General features: G+C 36.6%; 15 protein-coding genes. 4 read left to right on the top strand and 11 right to left on the bottom strand.

Annotation, left to right across the window (positions count from 1 at the left end; genetic code table 11):
* Positions 1-444 precede the first annotated feature (444 nt).
* The 6 genes from ACFIJ7_RS04060 to ACFIJ7_RS04035 all read right to left on the bottom strand — a co-directional run bounded on the left by ACFIJ7_RS04060 (position 445) and on the right by ACFIJ7_RS04035 (position 4,972).
* Positions 445-588: a hypothetical protein gene (locus ACFIJ7_RS04060; RefSeq protein ID WP_375636266.1), complete on the bottom strand. Its 144-nt coding sequence runs from the start codon at positions 586-588 to the stop codon at positions 445-447.
* A 99-nt stretch (positions 589-687) separates the two neighbouring features.
* Positions 688-1,248 (bottom strand): ribosome recycling factor, encoded by a 561-nt coding sequence (gene frr, locus ACFIJ7_RS04055; RefSeq protein ID WP_375636264.1) that lies wholly within the window; start codon positions 1,246-1,248, stop codon positions 688-690.
* Between the two features lie 37 nt (positions 1,249-1,285).
* Positions 1,286-2,005 (bottom strand): UMP kinase, encoded by a 720-nt coding sequence (pyrH, locus tag ACFIJ7_RS04050; RefSeq protein WP_375636262.1) that lies wholly within the window; start codon positions 2,003-2,005, stop codon positions 1,286-1,288.
* A gap of 157 nt (positions 2,006-2,162) precedes the next feature.
* On the bottom strand, positions 2,163-3,086 hold the full coding sequence (gene tsf / locus ACFIJ7_RS04045) for a translation elongation factor Ts (RefSeq protein WP_375636260.1): 924 nt from the start codon (positions 3,084-3,086) through the stop codon (positions 2,163-2,165).
* A gap of 102 nt (positions 3,087-3,188) precedes the next feature.
* Positions 3,189-3,968, bottom strand: a complete 780-nt coding sequence (gene rpsB / locus ACFIJ7_RS04040; protein WP_375644672.1) for a 30S ribosomal protein S2 — start codon at positions 3,966-3,968, stop codon at positions 3,189-3,191.
* A gap of 167 nt (positions 3,969-4,135) precedes the next feature.
* The gene (locus ACFIJ7_RS04035; RefSeq protein ID WP_375644671.1) at positions 4,136-4,972 is read right to left on the bottom strand and encodes a cell envelope integrity EipB family protein; all 837 of its coding nucleotides are present in this window, start codon (positions 4,970-4,972) and stop codon (positions 4,136-4,138) included.
* Positions 4,973-5,117: 145 nt separating this feature from the next.
* Here ACFIJ7_RS04035 and ACFIJ7_RS04030 point away from each other — a divergent pair, with 145 nt between their 5' ends.
* Positions 5,118-5,579 (top strand): RidA family protein, encoded by a 462-nt coding sequence (locus ACFIJ7_RS04030; protein WP_208439554.1) that lies wholly within the window; start codon positions 5,118-5,120, stop codon positions 5,577-5,579.
* A 133-nt stretch (positions 5,580-5,712) separates the two neighbouring features.
* Complete coding sequence (locus tag ACFIJ7_RS04025) at positions 5,713-6,135, top strand: HIT family protein (protein ID WP_012755038.1); 423 nt, start codon at positions 5,713-5,715, stop codon at positions 6,133-6,135.
* 7 nt (positions 6,136-6,142) lie between these two features.
* On the opposite strand, the gene clpA is transcribed toward ACFIJ7_RS04025, so the two are convergent.
* Positions 6,143-8,494 carry an ATP-dependent Clp protease ATP-binding subunit ClpA gene (gene clpA / locus ACFIJ7_RS04020; RefSeq protein WP_012755037.1) on the bottom strand — a complete coding sequence of 784 codons (2,352 nt, stop codon included), beginning with the start codon at positions 8,492-8,494 and terminating at the stop codon, positions 6,143-6,145.
* Between the two features lie 6 nt (positions 8,495-8,500).
* Positions 8,501-8,872 carry an ATP-dependent Clp protease adapter ClpS gene (clpS, locus tag ACFIJ7_RS04015; RefSeq protein WP_273788139.1) on the bottom strand — a complete coding sequence of 124 codons (372 nt, stop codon included), beginning with the start codon at positions 8,870-8,872 and terminating at the stop codon, positions 8,501-8,503.
* A 234-nt stretch (positions 8,873-9,106) separates the two neighbouring features.
* Between clpS and ACFIJ7_RS04010 the strand changes: the two genes are divergently transcribed.
* Positions 9,107-10,456 carry a D-alanyl-D-alanine carboxypeptidase gene (locus ACFIJ7_RS04010; RefSeq protein WP_375644669.1) on the top strand — a complete coding sequence of 450 codons (1,350 nt, stop codon included), beginning with the start codon at positions 9,107-9,109 and terminating at the stop codon, positions 10,454-10,456.
* Between the two features lie 32 nt (positions 10,457-10,488).
* The gene (locus ACFIJ7_RS04005) at positions 10,489-10,767 is read left to right on the top strand and encodes a hypothetical protein (RefSeq protein ID WP_375626277.1); all 279 of its coding nucleotides are present in this window, start codon (positions 10,489-10,491) and stop codon (positions 10,765-10,767) included.
* A gap of 1,825 nt (positions 10,768-12,592) precedes the next feature.
* Here ACFIJ7_RS04005 and ACFIJ7_RS04000 read toward each other — a convergent pair.
* The 3 genes from ACFIJ7_RS04000 to ACFIJ7_RS03990 all read right to left on the bottom strand — a co-directional run bounded on the left by ACFIJ7_RS04000 (position 12,593) and on the right by ACFIJ7_RS03990 (position 15,615).
* The gene (locus ACFIJ7_RS04000; protein WP_375636252.1) at positions 12,593-13,984 is read right to left on the bottom strand and encodes an L-serine ammonia-lyase; all 1,392 of its coding nucleotides are present in this window, start codon (positions 13,982-13,984) and stop codon (positions 12,593-12,595) included.
* Between the two features lie 344 nt (positions 13,985-14,328).
* Positions 14,329-15,018 carry a nitroreductase gene (locus tag ACFIJ7_RS03995; protein WP_375644668.1) on the bottom strand — a complete coding sequence of 230 codons (690 nt, stop codon included), beginning with the start codon at positions 15,016-15,018 and terminating at the stop codon, positions 14,329-14,331.
* A 210-nt stretch (positions 15,019-15,228) separates the two neighbouring features.
* Complete coding sequence (locus tag ACFIJ7_RS03990) at positions 15,229-15,615, bottom strand: MerR family DNA-binding transcriptional regulator (RefSeq protein ID WP_375644667.1); 387 nt, start codon at positions 15,613-15,615, stop codon at positions 15,229-15,231.
* Positions 15,616-15,873: the final 258 nt, after the last annotated feature.

Raw genomic sequence — 15,873 nt, 5'->3', positions numbered from 1 at the left:
TTCCCTACGCAGTATTTTTATTTCATACTTGTATAAATTTCTCTTATAATTTATCATAAATAATTCAGTCTACAAAGATAGCGCTTTTGAGACCAATAATCAATGAAACCAACTTCAAAAATCTCCGTCAGGATTAATCCTAAAATATTTTTTTTAATATTTTCTCAAATATAAAATGAAAAAGCAGCTATCTATCTCCCATATGAATTAACTAATATAGCTTTCGTATAACAACACTTCTCTATCAACTATTCGTCATTGAAAAACGAATTACGCCACATAACATCTGCTTGATCGATTATACTCACATGTTTTATAATGGGAAAATAAGAGAAAGGTTAGGCTTATTTTTTGCGTTATATTCTTTCCCCAACCCTCATCTTAGAATATTTGAATAATTTCTAATAATACTTTCATTATGTAGTTTAACAAAGACATGCTAAACTAAAAGCCCTCACCATGCTGCTCAATAGTGTCTTCCTGCAAAGAGCTTGATTTACCATGCAGATTAAAAAATAAAAACATCTGCCCTTTCAAATCAATCCCTCCCATATCAAGATGATAAAACGATAAAATACCTTCCTGCATCACACCTTGCTATCACAGAGCACTCTACTTCCTACTATTATCCATAGAAACAATTTACAGGCTGGAAGTATAACATCTTTCTCTAGCGACAAAACCGTCTTAAACGTGCATAATTTCAGATTCTTTTACGGCTAAAATTTTATCAATATCAGCAATCGTTTCATCTGTGAGTTTTTGAACTTTTTCAGACAAACTATGGGCTTCATCTTGTCCAATTTCACCATCTTTTTCTAACTTTTTCAAATTGTCCATACCATCCCGACGAACATGACGTGTAGCAACACGCGCTTGCTCTGCATAGTGATGTGCAATTTTTACAAGTTCTTTACGGCGCTCTTCATTCAACTCAGGCAAAGGAATACGTAAATTCGTACCATCAGTTATGGGATTTAAACCAAGACCAGAATCGCGAATAGCGCGCTCTACAGCTCCTACCATCGTTTTATCCCATACAGAAACAGAAAGCATCCGAGGTTCGGGAACAGAAATATTAGCAACCTGATTTATGTGCACAACAGAACCATAAGATTCAACGGTCAACGGTTCTAATAAACTGGCCGATGCACGTCCAGTCCGCAAACCACCTAATTCATGTTTAAAAGCCGCAATAGCACCATCCATGCGACGTTTCAGATCATCCATAATTGATGTAACATTCATATTTCTGTCTCCTTCAATTGTCCTTTGAAGCTTACCCTTATTCCGATACTATTGTAAAGCGTCCTGTTCCATTCAAGACCTTAGCCAAACCGCCTTTTTCATGAATGGAATACACAATAATCGGTACATTGTTCTCACGTGCTAAAGTGACCGCCGTTGAATCCATAACAGATAACCCCCATTGTAAAACTTCAACATGTGTTAATTGGTCAAAACGCTTAGCCGTAGGGTCTATCTTTGGATCTGCTGAATAAATACCATCAACTTGTGTTCCTTTAAGAAGGACATCCGCACCAATCTCTGCTGCACGTAAAGTAGCAGCAGAATCAGTGGTAAAAAATGGGTTTCCTGTACCACCCGCAAAAATAACAACTTTTCCCTGATTCATATAAGCTATTGCTTTACGTTGCGAGAAACTTTCACAAATTTGTGGCATAGCAATCGCAGAGAGTACAACAGTTTCAACCCCTAATTTTGTCAAAGATGTTCGCAATGCTAAAGAGTTAATAGCAGTTGCAAGCATTCCCATATGATCCCCTGTCACTCGGTCCCCACCACGCGAAGCAACAGCAACGCCACGAAAAATATTTCCCCCACCGATAACAACCGCAACTTCTACCCCCATTGTGCGCACTTCTGCAATATCAGCGGCAATACGGTCTACAACAGAAACATCAATGCCAAAACTCTGCCCCCCCATAAGAGCTTCACCAGAAGCCTTTAAAAGAATACGTTTATACGGAAGTGCTAATGCCATTAATAATCTCCCCAAAAGCACATTGACTTTTTGCTTTTGACATCACGAAGGGCACCACTTTTTTCACGTGACGCCCTCTCAACAATTACATTGCTCCCATCAGAGATTCTACAACCAACGATATGATTTTAAATCTCTGATCAAGAGTTTGCAATAACTAGCCTTTTACAGCAGCAGCAACCTCTGCAGCAAAATCAGACTCCTCTTTTTCCACACCTTCACCCAATGCAAAACGAATAAAGCCTGTAATTTTTGCTGGTGCGCCAATTGATTTTTCAGCATCCTTTAAAGCTGCCTCAACAGTCATATCAGGATTCATAACGAAAGCTTGAGAAAGCAAAACAACCTCTTCAAAAAACTTACGCATACGTCCTTCTACCATTTTTTCAATGATATTTTCAGGCTTTCCAGACTGACGTGCTTGATCTGAAAAAATTGCTTTTTCACGTTCAACAGCAGCAGCATCAACATCTTGTGCTGTAAGCGCTAAGGGATTGGTTGCTGCAATATGCATCGCAACCTGCCGACCAAAAGCAAGAGCAGCCCCTTTATTTCCTGTTGTTTCAATCGCAACCAAAACACCAAGCTTACCAAGACCATCAGCTACACTATTGTGTATATAAGTCGCAACAACACCATTCTCAACAGACAATTTAGCGGAACGACGAAATGTCATATTTTCGCCAATTGTACCAATTGCATCTTTAATCGTAAGCTCTACAGTCTTCTCAGAACCTGGATAAAGAGAAACAGAAACAGATTCAACATCACCTGGCGTATCTAAAGCAGCAGTTGCTACATTGCGCACGATATCTTGGAATCCGGCATTGCGTGCAACAAAATCTGTTTCAGAATTAATCTCAACCAAAACCGCATTTAAATCTTTTGATACGACTCCGATTAATCCTTCAGCCGCTGTACGACCGGCCTTTTTATCTGCTTTAGCTATTCCTTTTTTACGAAGCCAATCAACAGCAGCTTCCATATCACCACTGGTTTCAGCTAGAGCGGCTTTACAGTCCATCATACCAGCGCCAGATAGTTCTCGAAGTTCTTTTACTTGTGCAGCAGTAATGCTCATATTTGCCTCTTTATTCTGTAATAGTGAAAGCGTGCAAAACCCCTCTGCACGCCTATAACTTCTTCTTTAGACAATAAAAGTACCTTAATTAGGCGTTTTATATTATTCAGAAACTTCTGAAACCGCATTTTCTTCCAAAATAGGCTCCACAGGCGCATCAACTTGAGCTCCTAAATCGATACCCATTGCTCCTTGCTGGCGTGCAATACCATCAAGGGCGGCACGAGCAAAAAGATCGCAATAAAGAGAAATTGCACGTGAAGCATCATCATTACCTGGTATCGGATGCGTTACGTCATCAGGATCGCAATTGGTATCAATAATAGCGATAACAGGAATGCCTAAACGTTTTGCTTCTTGAAGGGCAATATTTTCTTTATTCGTATCGATGACAAATATAAGATCTGGAACAGATCCCATATCTTTAATACCACCAAGCGCACGATTAAGCTTTTCACGATCACGTTCAAGATTTAAACGTTCTTTTTTGGTAAAACCTTGCGCCTCAGCAGCAAGAATTTTGTCAAGCTTTCGCAAACGATGTATCGAATTGGAAATCGTTTTCCAGTTTGTGAGCATACCGCCAAGCCAACGTGCATTAACGTAATACTGGGCAGAACGATTCGCCGCATCAGCGATAATATCAGATGCTTGCCGTTTCGTACCAACAAAGAGAATACGACCACCACGCGCAACAGTATCTGAAACAAGTTTAAGCGCTTGGTATAAAAGCGGAACGGTCTGAGCAAGGTCAATAATATGGATATTATTACGCTGACCATAAATATAGGGAGTCATTTTGGGATTCCAACGATGAGTCTGGTGACCAAAATGCACACCTGCTTCTAAAAGCTGGTGCATAGTAAAATCGGGTAGTGCCATAAATCTTATCCTTTCCGGTTCAACCTCCGCGGAAAAAGCAGGAAAACCTACTACCGGCGGATGCTTGCTAGAATTTTCTCACAAATTATTTGCAAACACCCAAACTCCGCGTGTGGAATAGCGCAAACATACTAATATTTGATTCTTTTTCAAGTCATTTTCTTTAATCATTTAATATTTGCATTTTCACATTGATTAAGATCTTTTCCAAGTTCCAAGAATTCGAGACTGTTCAATTTTGCACGCACTGAAAAAGTTCCATAATCTATATGAAGATCACGCATGATACCATTCTCATTTAAGAGAAAACTACTACGATAAACCGGCAAACCATCTTTATTTTCTCCATCATCAAAATAAGAAATTGTAACAGGCCAATATTCGTCTTCATCCAATTTTCTCACTTTTTCCGTTTCGCTATCAGATAAAAGCGCCTTCTTTTCCCCTATGACAATACTTTCTTTTATAACTTTATCTGCTTTATTTGTCCCATCAAATACAGTAACATTGTAAAAATGATGCCCTGCTTTTGCATGGCGGATAATATTTTTTAGTTGCATCATTGGAAATTCAGCCATTGCAAGCTTATACTCTTTTTCCTTTGGCTTTTTTAAGGTAACTGTAATACCATCTTGAGTACGCTCCGCAACTCCCTCAGCACGATGCGCAACCTCTTCTCCCTCTTGATCTGTAATATTAAAATGAAATGCACGGCTGTCTCCTGTTTCATAACTCGTCGTCTGTTGATCCGTTAAACGTACCGGCATATCTTCAATGTGAACACGACTAATAAAACGAAAACGTGTGCTATAGCCTTGGCATGCCGAACCAGTAAGCTCGTAAACCATTCGCCCTGACATCGCAGAAATTGTCATGTCATGAGAAACGCTATCGAGATGAAAATCATAAATTGCTCGATGAGGCACAATAAAAATAGGCTCTTCAGCTCTCGCTGTACATAAAAAAACAATATATGAAATTATTATAAATAATGATCTAATCATTCCCAAATTCCAAACTTTATCCCCGTTGCATAACATCATACAATAAGGCAAAAAAGGCTAATTTCTCAATTAACCACACATTTCCTTAAATCAAAAAATAGATTATACAATGAATGTATTATAGAGCAGCTATGGAGTTTAAATTATGACCAATATGATTGAAAAAAACTTAGAGAAATTCGGAATCACTCTTCCTGAAGTAATCTCCCCCCTTGCCAATTACATCACCACTTCACAAAGTGGCAATCAACTCTTTATTTCTGGACAACTCCCTCTTATTAATGGAAAACCAATAGCCATCGGTAAAGTTGGTGCAACTGTGAATACCGAACAAGCCCAAAAAGCATCCGAAGCTTGCGCTCTCAATATTCTCGCTCAACTCCAAGCAACTCTAGGTGACTTAAATAAAATAAAACGTGTGGTAAAAATTACTGTTTTTGTGGCTGTAGATTCTCATTTTACCGATATTCCTTTTGTTGCCAATGGAGCTTCTAATTTATTCGTCAATATCCTTGGTGAAATTGGAAAACACGCCCGTTCTGCTATTGGTGTTGCCTCTCTTCCTATGGATGTTCCTGTAGAAGTTGAAGCCATCATAGAAATCTAAGCCTTCATTAAGACAGTGCACCATCCTAAATATAACTAAAGTCAAAATACTTCTTTGTCTTAAACTCTGATAAACTTTGTATTTTTTCGTTTTTAATTAAAATCTTAAACTTACAATAAAAGGAAATATTTGTATGAAACAAGCTTATGACAATAACAATATTTTTGCTAAATTGATTCGCAATGAAATCCCTTCTGTTCGTGTCTACGAAGATGATGATGTTATTGGATTTATGGATATCATGCCACAGGCACCAGGTCATACGCTGGTCATTCCTAAAAAAGGCTCTAGAAACTTACTTGATGCAGATACTGAAACATTATTTCCTGTTATTAAAGCTGTTCAAAAAATTGCAAATGCCGTCAAAAAAGCCTTTCAAGCAGATGGCATAACTGTCATGCAATTTAATGAAGCAGCTAGTCAACAAACCGTTTATCATCTCCATTTCCATATTATACCACGTATGGAGGGAATAGAACTTACCCCTCATAATAATATAATAACGCCTACAGAAATACTTGAAGAGAATGCAAAGAAAATCCGTGCAGCCTTATAACACACTCTTAAGTTGTTGTGCTTTTTTTTCCTACACGTTTTTTTGTAAAATTTTCCATTTTACTTTTCTTTGAACTTGCAGATATATCGGAAGATGAAATTTCTAACTGTAAGCTTTCTTTTTTGCCATTTGATTTTTGTGTCAATACGCGAACAATGCCACCGTTGCGTAACTTTCCAAATAAAATTTCATCAGCTAATGGCTTTTTAATATATTCTTGTATAACACGCCCTAATGGGCGTGCTCCCATCTGAGAATCGTATCCCTTATTGGAAAGCCATAAAGTTGCAGAAGGGCTTAATTCAAAACAAATTCCCCGATCAGCTAATTGTGCTTCAAGCTGAAAAATAAATTTTTGCACTATCTGATTGATGATTAAATGAGATAACGGTGCAAACGGAATAATTGCATCTAACCGATTACGAAACTCTGGTGTAAATAACCGATTGATTGCTTCTATATCCTCACCATCACGATGTACTTTCCCAAATCCAATAGCTGATTTTGCCATATCTGAAGCGCCAGCATTGGTTGTCATAATCAAAATAACATTGCGGAAATCAATTTTCTTACCATTATGGTCTGTTAATCTACCATAATCCATTACCTGCAATAAAATATTAAATAACTCTGGATGTGCTTTCTCAATCTCATCTAGCAATAGGACTGCGTGAGGCTTCTGATCAACAGCATCTGTAAGGAGACCTCCTTGATCAAACCCTATATAACCTGGAGGAGCTCCGATTAAACGTGCTACCGTATGCCGTTCCATATATTCTGACATATCAAAACGCAATAATTCAATGCCTAAAGATGATGCAAGCTGTTTTGCAACTTCAGTTTTTCCTACACCTGTTGGTCCTGAAAATAAATAACTTCCTATTGGTTTATCCGGTTCGCGTAAACCTGCTCGCGCCAATTTTATGGATGAAACTAAGACGGAAATTGCCTGATCTTGCCCATAAACAACATGTTTGAGTTCTCTTTCAAGCTTACTCAGTATCTTCTGATCATTCCGAGAAACTGTTTTTGGTGGAATTCTTGCAATTGTAGCAACAGTGGCTTCAATTTCTTTAACACCTATACTCTTCTTGCGTTGTTTTTGTGGCAAAAGCTTTTGCGCTGCGCCACTTTCATCAATAATATCAATTGCTTTGTCAGGTAACCTACGGTCAATTATATAACGTGAAGATAATTCTACGGATGCCTTCATCGCCTGATCTGTATATTTAATCTGATGAAAATCTTCAAAGTAAGGCTTCATCCCCTGCAAAATCTTAATCGCATCTGTAACAGAAGGTTCATTAATATCAATCTTCTGAAAACGACGCTCTAAAGCACGATCTTGTTCAAAGAATTTGCGATATTCTCTGTAAGTCGTCGAACCAATACATCGCATAGTTCCAGAAGATAATACAGGTTTTAAAAGATTTGCTGCATCCATATTTCCCCCTAATGTCGCTCCTGCTCCAATTAAGGTATGAATTTCATCAATAAATAAAATAGCATCTGGATACAGCTCAAACTCTTTAATAACTTGCTTTAAGCGTTCTTCAAAATCACCGCGATAACGTGTACCAGCAACAAGTCCCCCCATATCAAGAGAAAATATTGTTGCATTTGATAAAACTTCAGGCACTTGCCCATCAACAATGCGCTTTGCTAATCCCTCAATTATAGCGGTTTTCCCCACTCCAGGATCACCAACCAAAAGCGGATTGTTTTTTGACCTTCGACATAAAATCTGAATCATGCGTGAAATTTCTATTTCACGGCCAATTAATAAATCAATTTTTCCATTAAGTGCTTTACAATTGAGGTCAACACAATAATTCGTTAAAGCACTTGTTCCTCTTTCACCATTATCCGAAATCTGCTGATCTAATTGCTCTTCAAGTCCTTCAAGTAACATGGATAACCCATCATCACGTGTGATACCATGCGAAATAAAACGTACAGCATCATAGCGTGTCATTCCCATTTCTTGAAGAAAATATGCTGCATGGCTTTCACGTTCAGAAAAAATTGCAACAAGAACATTTGCCCCCGATACTTCATCTTTTCCAGCTGATTGTGCATGAATCACCGCACGTTGGATAACACGCTGGAAAAAAGCTGTAGGCTTCGTATCCTCATCAGCTCTAATCTGTTCATCTAACTCTGAGCGAAGATAATTGGTTAAGCGCTCTCGCAATTCCTCCACATCTACCTGGCAAGCCTGAATAACGGAATTTGCATCGGCATCATCTAACAGCGCAAGTAGAAGATGCTCTAATGTTGCGTATTCATGCCGTGCTTGAGTAGCAATTGTTAATGCACGATGCAAAACCTCTTCAAGACTAGGTGTAAAAGATGGCATAATTCCTCACTTCCATTCCATTACACATTGTAACGGATGTTCATTTTGACGCGCACATTCCCTCACTTGTAATATTTTCATTTCAGCGACTTCATAAGTATAAGTTCCACATTCTCCTATCCCACTGTGATGAACATTTAACATTATTCGCGTTGCCTCTTCGAAACTTTTTTTAAAAAAGTTCTTCAAAACGAAAACAACAAAATCCATAGGTGTGTAATCATCATTAAGCAAAAAAACTCGACATAATTTAGGTTTTTCGAGTTTTGCTCTAGCCTTAGGCATTATAACCGCACCATGCCTAACTTCATCCCAATTCTTGCCCTTTTCATTATGCATAATATGAGCTATAGAGTTTATTATGAGCGTCTGTCCCATTATCGTTTTCCATGCAATACATTTTTATTAATTTTAAATTCTTTCATAACTATTGCAATACCTGTATGTATTAGAAATAAGATTCCCTCTATGGTTAGACTTCAATCACTCACTCATAAAATAACTTCTGTAAACAAATTAGTAATACCATTCGTCTAAACTGCATCAACAAATTACAGAAAAGGAAGCTTTATAGAAGTTTTTCAGGATAAATGGAGAAATAGGATACTGCAAGTGTATATTAATTATCAAAAAATTATGCGCTACTGTAAAACAATAGCAATTTCTTTTGTTGTGTTAGCTTTTTCTTACTGTTGGGCATCAGCTACACCTCAAGGAGCCTATCCTGATAAGTATGCGGCTATTGTTATAGATGCTACTACGGGAAAAACTCTATTTCAAGCCAATGCAACACTGAAACGTTATCCTGCTTCTTTAACAAAGATGATGACATTGTACTTACTCTTTGAAGCTATGCAGATGCGTCGTGTGACACCAAATACACCAATTCCCGTTTCACATTATGCAGCAATGCGTCCACCGACAAAAATTGGGTTTAAAGCAGGCCAAACAATTTCTGCAGAATCAGCAGCTAAAGCACTCATTACAAGATCCGCAAATGATGTTGCTGCTGCCATTGCAGAATATCTTGGAGGTAGTGAAAAAAAATTCGCTCAAATGATGACTGTAAAAGCTCGTAAACTTGGCATGAAACATACACATTTCGCAAATGCTTCAGGACTTCCGGATGTGCACAATTATTCTACAGCACGAGATATAGCGACTTTGTCATTAGCTTTACGTAAACATTTTCCAAAACAATATAAATTGTTCAAAACAAAAAGTTTTAATTTCCGTGGGCATAAAATTAACAGCCACAATAAACTCGTTAAAATAATGAAAGGTGTCGATGGAATTAAAACAGGATACACACAAATGTCAGGTTCTAATTTAGCAACTTCAATGCGTCTTGATGGGCGCTCTGTTGTCGCTGTTGTTATGGGAGGTAAATCATCTACTGCACGTGACGAGCATATGGCTAGCCTATTGAATCAATATTTGCCCAAAGCAAGCCAAATGAAAAGTGGTAAACATTTAATGGCTTCTGTACGCTATCACTTACCGACTGGCGCCAATACTCCTATACCGACTATTAAAGCTGATTCAAGTAATTTTGATGATGAAATTTCGACTATGTTGACAGCATTTGCAGAACAACCTAAAAACTCCAATATCGCAATAACGGCTGTAAATAAGGTAATTATACCAATACCAAACCCTCAAAAAACTATACCGGTTGAGACTCATAAAATTGTAACAGCCTCTTTGTCCACAAATGCCGGATGGGCTATCCAAATTGGTTCTCTTCCTAGTGAAGAACAAGCAAAAACTTTACTTTTAAAAGCAAAAAATATAGCTTTTTCTACTTTAAAGCACGCATCTTCACACATGCAACTGTTTGAAAAAAATGGGCAGCGTTATTACCGAGCGCGCTTTACAGGGTTTCAATCAAAAAAAGCTGCATTTGATGCTTGCTCTACATTAAAGAAAGCAAATTTTAACTGCTATACTGTAGCCTACTAAAAATTTTTGAATTCTGCGTTAAGGATAGTATTATGACAGATAATGCTTTTGCTTCATTCCATAAAAAAGAAATTTTATTGAAGCAATCATCCCTCCTTTCATTGCGTTCTCTTCACGATGCTGCCGCAAAACTTACTGGTTTAAAATATAATTCGACTGCATTAGATACACAATCTCTTGTTAACCTTCTCATTTGCCAAACAATACGCAACCGTCGTCTCATAATGCCTCCTGTACGCATTCATTTACGCGTTGCTAGCCAGACTGGTAATGTGCCTATCAAAATCCGTCTAGGAGCAACAAATATTTAATTCTACAGACCATCTCTAAAAAATTATTTTATTATTAACCATTATCTACAGCCTTAGAAACTCCTTTGATAAACATACTTTTTTCTTATTATGGAATTGTGCTGACAGCTTTTCCAACTATCCAATACCTCCAAGCTTTCAATAAAACCATTATTCAAAGACATAAAAAAACACCCAATATTTTTTCACTTTTGGATTTAATATAAAAATTATCCTTGATATCTTTTTGGAAAAAATGAATAGCTTCATTGGATGAAAACTTATCATTTTAGGGATTATTGTAAAAGTTCAATAAAGGAAGTCCCTCTTAATAACGGTCCCCCTTACAACATAAACGCTGTAAAAAATAATCTAACTCCTCTTACTTTTATTTCTTTCAACAGACAAAGAAAATTGGAAAATACAACAAATACTATCGATGAAAAAACATAAAAGAAATTATCAGATTAAATATCATGATACCGATTTCCATAAGATTTTAATTTATAATTTATTTTTTGCATATTGAATAAGAGTTTTTCGTAAAATTCTCTTATTTTCCTTCTTGTATTGAATCAGTCAAAATCGTTCGCTTGCTCATCACGAGCAAGATTGGCATTAAACTATTAAAAAAAGAAATCAAAATATCTCTTATGAATCATTTCAAGTACTCTAGAATCTTTTGTAACATTGAAAGTTGAAAAAAAAGGATGAATAGTGCTGGCTTTCTCCCTCTATAAATAAAGATGCTAATACCCTATAGGTTTTATACCATTCATGGAAAACTTACATTATACTATTCATATGCAAGATACTGATTTATAAAGATAGTTCATTATTTTGCATGTTAGATGAGAAACTCGAATATCGTAAAATTCTCTCATTTGAAATTTGTTTATGTTGAATCAATCCAAACCGTTCTCTTGTATGTTATGAGCGAGATTAGTGTGTGGCGTGAAACTGTACTAAAAAGACTCAAAATGCCTATAATGAACCGTTTTAAATGCTAAGGGCTTTGGTCCCCATACAAGGGGGGCTGGTAAAGTGTATAATCGTGCCAGCATACTCTTTTTATTAAGCATAAAGATGGGGATAGCTCAATGGATTTACTGTTATACCATTCACAGGTGCCATCGCGAAATGAGTTTGGGAGCGTTGAGAGATATTTCTTTAAAGCAAACTCATGAATGAGTAACACGATAATGTTCTATCGTGTGCATTCTATTCTCATGAGAATTTTGATAAATATTTTTTAATGTATATGCTATTATTTATTTTAGTTTTTTTGACGGTACAGAATTTATAAATAAAAAAGATATTTCCAATATATCTCTTAATTATTGTAAATTAGCATTTCTTTTCAAGGTATTTTTTACCATACTAGGTATCAAAAGATCTTCACTTCTAAAAATTAAAATCTTTAAAATTCTCTCTCCTCATCATAATTATTCAGATTTAACATAAATTTTCCTTGGATACTCAGGCATAATCTTCCATTACTTAAAAGATATGGCTATGGAAACTTTTAAAAGCCATAAAACCCAGCTAAAAAATAATGGCAGACTGATCACTAATTTTACTTTACGCTTTTTTATTTTTTCTAAATTAGACTTTTTTCCCATTTTAGAGACAAATCAGATAGATACTGATAGTACTCCCCCTCCAAACTTGCATGCCAAAGCTACTATTCGTTAAGAAAACACTGAATCATCTCGAATTTATTTCAAGCTGCTGTTGCATTAAAGTGGAATTTTGATTTATAAGTAACAAAAAAACATAAGCTTTATCAGGAAATACGATTCCCCTCCCAAAAATTCCAGTTATGGATTGAAAAATGTTTCAGATCCTAACAAGATATTGTATTGACTGCAAGACCACCTTTACTTGTCTCTTTATAGCGTTCACTCATATCATGACCAGTCTGGCGCATTGTTTCTATACAAGCATCAAGAGAAACAAAATGATCTCCATTACCATATAATGCAAGAGAAGAAGCCGTTACCGCCTTAACAGCTCCCATTGCATTACGCTCAATACAAGGAACTTGTACAAGACCTGCAACAGGATCACATGTCATTCCCAAATGATGTTCAAGCGCAATTTCTGCCGCATTTTCAATTTGAGCTGGCGTTCCACCTAACGCTGCGGTCAACCCTGCTGCGGCCATTGAAGATGCCGTTCCAACTTCACCTTGACACCCAACTTCTGCACCAGAAATAGAGGCATTATGTTTGATAACACCGCCTATAGCTGCTGCCGTTAATAGAAAATTATGTATTCCCTCTCGATCTGAATCATCATTAAATTGAAGATAATAACGCAAAACTGCTGGGACAACACCAGCTGCCCCATTTGTTGGAGCTGTAACAACACGACCACCTGCTGCATTTTCCTCATTGACTGCTATAGCATATACCGAAAGCCAATCATTTGCCCAAAGTGGATAATTGCGATTTTTCTTTTGATTTTCCAAAAGCGTTTCATGCAGCTTTTTAGCACGCCTTAGAACACGTAATCCACCAGGCAACTCACCTTCTTGTGAAAGACCTCTATCAATGCAATTTGTCATCGCTGAAAAAATTTCATCAAGCCCTGTATCAAGAGAAGAACGCTCTATCTTTGTTTCTTCATTTAAGCGCTTCATTTCAGCAATTGAAAGTCCTGATTTTTCTGCCATTGATAACATTGCACCAGCAGAATCAAATGGATATGGCACCTCTAATGTTTCTGGTTGTATATTATCATTCATATGGCTTAATTCATCCTCAGTCACAACAAAGCCACCGCCGATAGAATAATAAATCTGCCGCAACAGAACATTCCCATCAGTATTAAGTCCTTCAAAGGCTAGTCCATTTGTATGTCCAGGGAGAATTTTCTTTCGTTCAAAAATAAGATCACGCTGCACATCAAACTGATAAGCGAGATGGCCTTCTGGTTGCACTTTTTTTTCACGTATAACTTTTTCTAACAACCCTCCCATGCTATCAGGATCAACAGTAGAAGCTTTTTCTCCTAAAAGTCCTAATATGATAGCCCTATCTGTTGCATGACCAATACCCGTGAAAGCTAAAGAACCATAAAGATAAACACGTATACGAGAAACTTGAATATCAGACGACTGAGAAAAATCTCCTATCTTTTGCAAAAACATATTAGCAGCTGTCATCGGCCCCATCGTATGTGAGCTAGAAGGACCAATCCCAATTTTAAAAAGTTCAAAAACAGACAGAAACACGTATCACCTCAAAACTATAGTACAGCTTGAGCATATATGCTTTTTCATAACGTTTGTCCCGTTTAAAATCAAACTGCGAGATAAACTAAAAAAATGACAGCAATAAACACGAATGTCGCTCGTCTTGCTACCACCCAACACTTTCTTTCTATAGTGTTTTCCATTAGCCAACCCTCAAAAAACGGACAATGCCCCTAGAGTTACCATTCTTAATGTTCCAAACGTAGTAAAATAAGTGTTAATATGCAATATTAAAATTCAATAAAGATGCGAAATTCTTATCGGAAATATTTTGCATAATGCACCAAGTTCTTCAAAACGTATGCTTAATTATATAAAATATTTTATGGGTATGTTTCAATGAAACGTACAAAGTTTTCTAACGATTCTCGTTCTGTCTCAAAATTGTTTTCTGGAGCACTCATATCGCGATAACCAAGTGCCATACCACAGATAATATGGCGATCAGAAGGAATAGATAAAAGCGTACGAATCTCTTTATGATAATCAGCAAAAGCAGCTTGAGGGCAGGTATCTAATCCAAATCCACGTGCAGCTAACATAATGGTCTGCATAAACATACCCAAATCAAGCCAACTCCCCATTTCCATGTCGTGATCCATTGTAAATAAGAGTCCTACAGGTGCATCAAAAAATAAAAAATTTCGCGCCTTTTGATGAAGTATTTTTTCTTCATCACCTTTTTGAATTCCAAGACTCTGATAAAGATCCAAACCAACTTTTCGACGCCTTGAAATATAAGGCTCACGCCACTGACGTGGATAATAACTATATTCACGCTCTCCTTTTACACCTGAAAGCACAAGTTGTGAAAGCTCTTGCCCTACTTTCTGTAATACACTTCCTGTAAGCACAATCACTTGCCATGGCTGAATATTTGTTCCAGATGGTGCACGTGCTGCAAGTTTTAAGATTTCTTTGATTGTTTCCAACCTAACTGGCTGATCCGTAAAAGCACGAATTGACTTTCGTGATAAAATAGATTGAAAAACACTCATAGGAGAAACTGCCATTGTTTTTTACTTTCTTTATGAAAAATAATTTTTTTACTTATCAAGGACAATATACTGCGAAAATACCTTCGCAGCTTTTTTCGAACACTCTATTTCTTTAAATGACTTACACATTTCATGTAGTGTTAAAGATTCCCCTTAGAGATAGTGTAACCTATCTCTTTTAATAAAAAGAAAATTGTCTAAAAGCAGATGAAATAAATTTTATAATCAATGATTAACCCCCAACTCCGCTAAGCTCTCAAAAAAACTCTCCTCAATTCGTTCTAAATCCTGTAGAAGATCATCAATATCATTCTGCATCTGCTTTAAATCAGCTCGTTTTTTATGAATTCCTGCAATTAATTTCTTAAGCTTCTTCTCATCATCAGGTAGTTTTCCAACCATTGTCAACATATCAGATATTTCAGACAACGAAAATTTAACTCTTTTAGCACGCAGTATTTGTTTTAACTTATGATGATCCGTTTGTGTATAAAGCCGTGTATTTCCACGCCGAAAAGGAATAAGAAGTCCCTCTTCTTCATAATAACGCAAAGTCCGAGCTGTTATTGAAAACTCACGTGTTAATTTTCCAATTGAATAATATTCGTACATTTTTTCATTCTGTCTTCATAGATCACATTGTGATAAGAAATATGTCTATTTTTATAATACTTAGTGAGCACCCTAATCTCTACTTCCCTGCATTCTAATTTAGAAGAAGATACATTCTTGTCATACAAGTATTGTATAGTAGAGAATCAATTATTTTTTAGATTACAGAAAAGACTATCGATCTTTCATTATAAGTCCTTTAAAATCTTTATAGAAGATATCAATCAACAATTTTCCTAAAATTCAAAATCAATCATT

Origin of the sequence: Bartonella sp. MR100HLJHH (assembly GCF_042194215.1) — a bacterium.
GTDB lineage: Bacteria > Pseudomonadota > Alphaproteobacteria > Rhizobiales > Rhizobiaceae > Bartonella > Bartonella grahamii.
Note: the sequence above shows the minus strand (reverse complement) of the source record. Positions and strands in the feature narration are given on the sequence as shown.

What these genes read in the sequence shown, in the direction of transcription:
- ACFIJ7_RS04060 (WP_375636266.1), bottom strand. Translation starts at nt 588, where the DNA reads ATGCAGGAAGGTATTTTATCGTTTTATCATCTTGATATGGGAGGGATT.
- frr (WP_375636264.1), bottom strand. Translation starts at nt 1,248, where the DNA reads ATGAATGTTACATCAATTATGGATGATCTGAAACGTCGCATGGATGGT.
- pyrH (WP_375636262.1), bottom strand. Translation starts at nt 2,005, where the DNA reads ATGGCATTAGCACTTCCGTATAAACGTATTCTTTTAAAGGCTTCTGGT.
- tsf (WP_375636260.1), bottom strand. Translation starts at nt 3,086, where the DNA reads ATGAGCATTACTGCTGCACAAGTAAAAGAACTTCGAGAACTATCTGGC.
- rpsB (WP_375644672.1), bottom strand. Translation starts at nt 3,968, where the DNA reads ATGGCACTACCCGATTTTACTATGCACCAGCTTTTAGAAGCAGGTGTG.
- ACFIJ7_RS04035 (WP_375644671.1), bottom strand. Translation starts at nt 4,972, where the DNA reads ATGATTAGATCATTATTTATAATAATTTCATATATTGTTTTTTTATGT.
- ACFIJ7_RS04030 (WP_208439554.1), top strand. Translation starts at nt 5,118, where the DNA reads ATGACCAATATGATTGAAAAAAACTTAGAGAAATTCGGAATCACTCTT.
- ACFIJ7_RS04025 (WP_012755038.1), top strand. Translation starts at nt 5,713, where the DNA reads ATGAAACAAGCTTATGACAATAACAATATTTTTGCTAAATTGATTCGC.
- clpA (WP_012755037.1), bottom strand. Translation starts at nt 8,494, where the DNA reads ATGCCATCTTTTACACCTAGTCTTGAAGAGGTTTTGCATCGTGCATTA.
- clpS (WP_273788139.1), bottom strand. Translation starts at nt 8,872, where the DNA reads ATGGGACAGACGCTCATAATAAACTCTATAGCTCATATTATGCATAAT.
- ACFIJ7_RS04005 (WP_375626277.1), top strand. Translation starts at nt 10,489, where the DNA reads ATGACAGATAATGCTTTTGCTTCATTCCATAAAAAAGAAATTTTATTG.
- ACFIJ7_RS03995 (WP_375644668.1), bottom strand. Translation starts at nt 15,018, where the DNA reads ATGGCAGTTTCTCCTATGAGTGTTTTTCAATCTATTTTATCACGAAAG.
- ACFIJ7_RS03990 (WP_375644667.1), bottom strand. Translation starts at nt 15,615, where the DNA reads ATGTACGAATATTATTCAATTGGAAAATTAACACGTGAGTTTTCAATA.